Here is a 6,300-nt window from a genome sequence, read left to right as displayed (position 1 = left end):
ATATTTTAAATATACGAGGAGTGGTACAAATGACTGAAGAAATAGATATGTCAACCAAATATGATCCTAAGTCAGTTGAAGCTGGTCGTTATCAAGACTGGTTAGATCAAGGATTGTTTAAACCAAATGCCGATAAGAAAGCAAAACCATATTCAATCGTTATTCCGCCTCCCAATGTAACTGGTAAGTTGCATTTAGGACATGCATGGGATACAACATTGCAAGATATGTTAATCAGACAAAAGAGAATGCAAGGATTCGATACACTCTGGTTACCAGGTATGGATCATGCAGGAATTGCCACTCAAGCTAAAGTTGAAGCTAAACTTCGTGAAGAAGGGGTTTCACGTTATGACTTAGGCCGTGAAAAGTTCATCGAACAAGTTTGGGATTGGAAAGATGAATACGCTGATACAATTCATCAACAATGGGCTAAAATGGGTCTTTCATTAGATTACTCACGTGAACGTTTCACCTTAGATGATGGACTTTCAAAAGCTGTTCGTAAGGTTTTTGTTAGCTTGTACAAAAAGGGCTTAATTTACCGTGGCGAATATATCATCAACTGGGATCCTCAAGCTCGGACAGCTTTATCAGATATCGAAGTTGAACATCAAGATGATGAAGGTGCTTTCTATCATGTTAAGTACTTCTTTGTTGATAAAGATTTCACTTTTGACGGTAAAAACTACATCGAAATTGCTACTACTCGTCCCGAAACCATGTTTGGTGATGTTGCGGTAGCTGTTCATCCTAGCGATGAACGTTATAAGGAACTTGTTGGCAAAGAGGTTATTTTGCCACTTCAAGGTCGTCATATTCCAATTATTGCTGATCAATACGTTGATCCTGAGTTTGGTACCGGAATGGTTAAGATTACACCAGCTCATGACCCTAATGACTTCTTAGTTGGTAATCGCCATAATTTGAAACGCATCAACACAATGAACGAAGATGCTTCAATGAATGAAAATGCTGGTAAGTACGAAGGTATGGATCGCTTTGATGCACGTAAAGCAATGGTGAAGGATCTAGAAGATCAAGACTATATGATCAATATTGATCCAATCACACATAGTGTTGGTCATTCAGAACGTACTGGAGTTCAAGTTGAATCACGCTTATCAACACAATGGTTTGTTAAGATGGACGAACTTTCAAAGATGGCGTTGGATAATCAGAAAACTGATAACAAAGTTAACTTTGTTCCAGACCGTTTTGAACATACCTTTGAACAATGGATGGAAAATGCTCATGACTGGGTTATCTCACGTCAGCTTTGGTGGGGACATCAAATTCCAGCATGGTATAACAAGGAAACTGGTGAAACTTACGTTGGTGAGGAAGCACCAAAGGATATTGAAAACTGGGAACAGGATTCAGATGTTTTAGATACTTGGTTCTCTAGTGCACTTTGGCCATTTTCAACAATGGGTTGGCCAGATGAAAACTCTGAAGATTATAAACGTTACTTCCCAACTAGCACTTTAGTAACAGGTTACGATATTATCTTCTTCTGGGTTTCGAGAATGATTTTCCAAAGTCTTGAATTTACTGGTCAACGACCATTTAAAGATGTTCTATTGCATGGATTGATTCGCGATGAATCAGGACGCAAGATGAGTAAATCACTTGGTAACGGGATTGATCCAATGGATGTCATTGACAAGTACGGTGCAGATACATTGCGTTGGTTCCTATCAAATGGTTCAACTGCTGGACAGGATATTCGTTTCAGCTATGCCAAAATGGATGCTGCTTGGAACTTTATCAATAAGATTTGGAATGCTAGTCGATTTGTAATCATGAACTTAGGTGATGTTCAAAAGCCAACCTTACCAGATGCTAAAAACTGGAACTTAACTGACCGTTGGATTTTGAGTCGCTTAAATGAAACAGTTGAACAAGTTACTCATTTCTTTGATGTTTATGACTTTGGTGAAGCTGGTCGCGCATTATACTCATTTATTTGGGATGATTTCTGTGACTGGTATATCGAAATGTCTAAAGAAGTACTAACAGGTGATGATGAAGCTGCTAAAGCTAATACTCAACAAATTTTAGCTTACGTCTTAGATCAAACTTTGAAGTTATTACATCCAATAATGCCATTCGTAACTGAAAAGATTTGGCTATCAATGCCACACGAAGGTGCATCATTGGTTACAGCTGCTTATCCAGTTGTCCATGATGAGCTCCAAAACGATCAGGCTGAATCAGAAATGAAGAGTTTAATCGAATTGATTAAGGCGGTTCGAACAATCCGTGCTGATGCTAATGCACCAATGTCTAGTGCTGTAGATCTCTTAATTAAGACAAACGACGAACAATTAAAAGGTTTGTTTGAAAATAACAAAGACTATATTGAACGTTTCTGTCATCCAAGTGATTTGCAAATTGGAAAAGACGTTACAGCACCAAAATTAGCTATGTCAGCTGTTATTACAGGTGCTGAGGTATATATTCCTCTTGCAGAGTTGATTGACCTTAATGATGAAATTAAGCGTCTTGAAGGCGAACAAGCAAAATACGAATCAGAAGTTAATCGGGTAGTTAAAAAGTTAAGTAACGAACGTTTTGTAAACAATGCTCCTAAAGATGTTGTGGATGCTGAAAAGCAAAAACAGGTTGAGTGGGAAGAAAAACTTCAAATTACAAAACAACGATTAGCTGATGTCAAAGCTGAACAGTAATTTAATATTAAAAATAAGGATCGTTGCAAAGTTAAAATTTGTCAGCGGTCCTTATTAGTATCATCATATTAGTTAACAAAGGAGGGATGTTCTTTGGATTATAAAGAAGCACTAAATTTTATTCATAGTCGTCCACGTTTAAGAAAAAAGCCTAGTTTAGACAGAATGACTACCTTTTTAAATCAACTTGGTAATCCTCAAAATGATGTCACAGGAATTCATATTGCAGGTACTAATGGTAAAGGATCAACGGTTGCTTTCTTGGAACGTTTACTCGAAAAACATGATTTGAAAGTTGGTACATTTGCGTCACCATTTATTGTTCGTTTTAACGAACGAATTCAAATTAATCGTCAGCCAATTTCAGACCAGGATTTGGTTGAATTGGTTGAAAAGATTCAACCAATCGTAGAACAAATGGATGCTGAAGCTATCGGTGGTCCATTAGAATTTGAGATTGATACGGCGATGATGTTTTTGTATTTTAAAGAACACCCGGTTGATGTTGCACTGATAGAAGTTGGCATTGGCGGTCTATTTGATTCCACTAATGTTTTTACGCCAATCTTGTCAGTTATTACTAATATTGGATGGGACCATATGGAAATTCTGGGAGATACAATTCCGAAGATTGCTGAACAAAAGGCGGGAATCATTAAACCAACTATTCCCGTTGTGACAGGTTCAACTGATCCTGAAGCCTTAAAAGTTATTCAAAAAGTAGCTAGTGATTCAGGTAGCACTCTTAAAACTTTTAAAACGGATTTTTCGATTAGCAAAAGTACTGATCAACAAATCACATTTAAGAATTCTGATGTTATTTGGGATAACTTAGAATCTAGTTTATTTGGTGAATATCAGTTAACTAACTTGGCAGTTGCATTAGAAAGTTTAACGATGGTCAGTTCAATTTTAAAGATAAGACTAGACGTTAACCGAATTAAGTCTGCTGTTAAAACAACGAAATGGGCTGGTCGAATGGAAATGGTTTCTAGTCAGCCTCTGGTATATTTAGATGGTGCTCATAACTTACCGGGGATCGAAGCTTTACATCAAACTATCCAAACTAATTGGAGTCGTCAAAAAGTTTATATCATTACAGCAGTTTTGGACGATAAATTGTATCAACCAATGTTAAATAACTTAGTTGAATTACCAAATGTTGAACTTACTCTAACGAACTTTACTGGACCAAGTAAGAGACAAGCAGTCACACCAGATGAGATTAATTCTCAATTGTTAAAAGAAGTAGAGTATATTTCAAATTGGCGTGATGCTATTCAGCTCGCAGGTTCAAAGATGCAAGCTGGTGACGTTTTGATTATCACAGGATCTCTGTACTTTATTTCAGAAGTTCGACCATTTTTTGTTAAGTAAAATAATTAACACCTCAGTAGCGTATTTGAAGTTGAGGTGAAAAGTTATGAAACAAATTTTAGAAAATGTGATTGAGAAACAATTTGATTTAGGAACAGATCGACTTAACAACGAAGAGTTAGTTAAATCATTTTTATTGTGTGTAACCCCTGAACAGAATTTAGAAGAGAATGTTGCTAAATTTTGGAGTCAGGTTGGGGAGATGGGGATGTATCGTCTACTCACAAATACTGAAATTAACGACTTATTTTGTGACGCTCGATTGAGTATGGGGTTTGCAGCAGCGGTTGAATTGGGACGTCGTATCCAACGTGATCCACAAGAGTTTCTTGGCAAAGTAATGGGGAGCAGACAGATTGGTTTAAAGATGGTTGGTCAATATCAAAAGACTAATCAGGAACAACTCACTTTGCTGAGTTTAGATACTAAAAATAAAATAAAATTACAAAAAGTTATTTTTCAAGGTGGACTGAATTCAGCAGCGGTTCATCCCAGAGAAGTCATGCACGAAAATATTCGGGTTAGTGCTAATAGTTTTATATTAGTCCATAATCATCCAAGCGGTGATGAAACGCCATCGGATAACGATATTCGATTTACCAAAAGAATGTTTGAAGTTGGAAAGTTGATGGGAATTGATCTATTAGATCATATTATTATTGGTGATCAATCCTACTGGAGTGCGGCTGAAAGTAATATTATTTGAAAATTAATTAAGATTTGAAAACGCCCATTTCTGGGAGTTCCATGTGGTATAATACGTAAGTTGTCGGTAAAAATTTAGAATGGAGATTGCTCAATATGCAAAAGTTTTTTTCAAATAGAAAATTAGTGATTACCGTAATTTGTTTAATCATTGCGTTTGGATTGATGACAGTCTCATTGACAATTAGAAAACGAAATACCACACCTGCTCCTCAAAAAGCTGGTAATGATGTATTTGCATTGGTAAACCGCGTTATTGCTTATCCAGTTCGTGGGGCTCAAAAAGTGGGCGAAAATTTCAATAATTTTGTTGATACTTACCAAGAAAATCAGCACTTAAAGAAAAATATCGACGATTTAGATGAAACACATGCTCGCAACCAAGCACTAGAACAAGAAAATCAACAATTAAAAGAAATCGTAAAATTAAAATCTTCAATGACTGACTACAATTTGGTCAGCGCTAATGTTTTAACTCGTTCACCTAGTTCATGGCAAAACATTGTCACAATTAGTAAGGGTACTGCCAGTGGAGTTAAAAAGAACCAACCCGTTGTAGCCGGTAATGGCTTAGTGGGACGTGTTATCGAAGCTAACTATGCAAGTAGTAAAGTAGAATTGATTAGTGATAACAATGATGCTGCCAACCGTTTTGCTATTCAGGTTAATGGTACAGATGGAAAGAGTGTTAATGGGATTGTAACTGGTTATAATAAGCAAAAGAACTTGATTATTATGGGTCAAATTACATCTAAGAATAAAATTAATACTGGTGAAATTGTAACAACATCAGGTTTAGGCGGTGTTACACCTAAAGGTCTTTATGTTGGAAAGGTTGTTAAGGTTACAAAAGATGACTATGGTTTGGCTTCAGAATTACTAATCAAGCCAGCCGCTGACATGAGTAATATCAATGATGTTGCAGTCGCTCAGCTTAAGTAGGGGAATAATATGATTCAATCATCAAAACTTAAATATATCTATCCGATTGGATTATTTATTGCTTTCTTTTTAGATGGTGCAATTAATCAAGTCTTTTCGGCTGATTTATTCCAATTTCCATATTCAATGATTAGTAATTTAATTATTATTTGGATGGTTTTTACAATTTTTTTCACTGGTCAAGATCAGATTCATTTTCTTTTATGGGCACTAGTTTTAGGCCTGATGTTTGACTGGTATTATACGGGGATTTTCGGCGTCAATCTCTTCATTTATCCGTTAGTAGTTATGGCGGTTCAAGGGATTAAACCGTTTGTTAGAACAACTTTTATATCAGTGCTAACCGTTACTCTAGTGGCATTGGTGCTGTCGAACAGTTTGTTTTATGCAGTGTTTACTTTCCTAAGATTAACTAACGTCTCCGTAGTATTTTTTATTGGATATTCATTACTACCAACCATCATTTTAAACTTATCAATGGTTGTAGTTCTCTACTATCCTTTAAAACAATTATTTAGAAGAACACGCGGTGCAAGTTCTAGAACTTTAGAATAAAAGCTGTCAAACGTTTTTGAAAATGTCC

5 protein-coding genes are annotated in these 6,300 nt (G+C 36.1%); all 5 read left to right on the top strand.

All coding sequences use genetic code 11. The annotated features are described in order from the left end of the window. The first annotated feature begins 29 nt into the window (after positions 1–29). The 5 genes from IV88_RS08630 to mreD all read left to right on the top strand — a co-directional run bounded on the left by IV88_RS08630 (position 30) and on the right by mreD (position 6,272). On the top strand, positions 30–2,693 hold the full coding sequence (locus IV88_RS08630) for a valine--tRNA ligase (RefSeq protein ID WP_083486879.1): 2,664 nt from the start codon (positions 30–32) through the stop codon (positions 2,691–2,693). Positions 2,694–2,786: 93 nt separating this feature from the next. Beyond that, positions 2,787–4,070, top strand: coding sequence for a bifunctional folylpolyglutamate synthase/dihydrofolate synthase (locus tag IV88_RS08625; protein WP_057800496.1), 1,284 nt, complete (start codon positions 2,787–2,789; stop codon positions 4,068–4,070). A 46-nt stretch (positions 4,071–4,116) separates the two neighbouring features. Continuing rightward, complete coding sequence (locus IV88_RS08620) at positions 4,117–4,776, top strand: JAB domain-containing protein (protein WP_057800495.1); 660 nt, start codon at positions 4,117–4,119, stop codon at positions 4,774–4,776. Positions 4,777–4,871: 95 nt separating this feature from the next. Then, positions 4,872–5,717: a rod shape-determining protein MreC gene (gene mreC / locus IV88_RS08615; RefSeq protein WP_057800494.1), complete on the top strand. Its 846-nt coding sequence runs from the start codon at positions 4,872–4,874 to the stop codon at positions 5,715–5,717. 9 nt (positions 5,718–5,726) lie between these two features. Beyond that, a complete protein-coding gene (gene mreD / locus IV88_RS08610; protein WP_057800493.1) occupies positions 5,727–6,272 on the top strand; it encodes a rod shape-determining protein MreD in 546 nt (181 codons plus the stop codon). Positions 6,273–6,300 lie beyond the last annotated feature (28 nt).

The sequence above is a fragment of the Pediococcus argentinicus genome, assembly GCF_001437605.1.
Classification (GTDB): Bacteria; Bacillota; Bacilli; order Lactobacillales; family Lactobacillaceae; genus Pediococcus; species Pediococcus argentinicus.
Note: the sequence above shows the minus strand (reverse complement) of the source record. Positions and strands in the feature narration are given on the sequence as shown.

Coding starts and splice junctions, on each gene's coding strand:
- IV88_RS08630 (WP_083486879.1), top strand. CDS start 30: ATGACTGAAGAAATAGATATGTCAACCAAATATGATCCTAAGTCAGTT.
- IV88_RS08620 (WP_057800495.1), top strand. CDS start 4,117: ATGAAACAAATTTTAGAAAATGTGATTGAGAAACAATTTGATTTAGGA.
- mreC (WP_057800494.1), top strand. CDS start 4,872: ATGCAAAAGTTTTTTTCAAATAGAAAATTAGTGATTACCGTAATTTGT.
- mreD (WP_057800493.1), top strand. CDS start 5,727: ATGATTCAATCATCAAAACTTAAATATATCTATCCGATTGGATTATTT.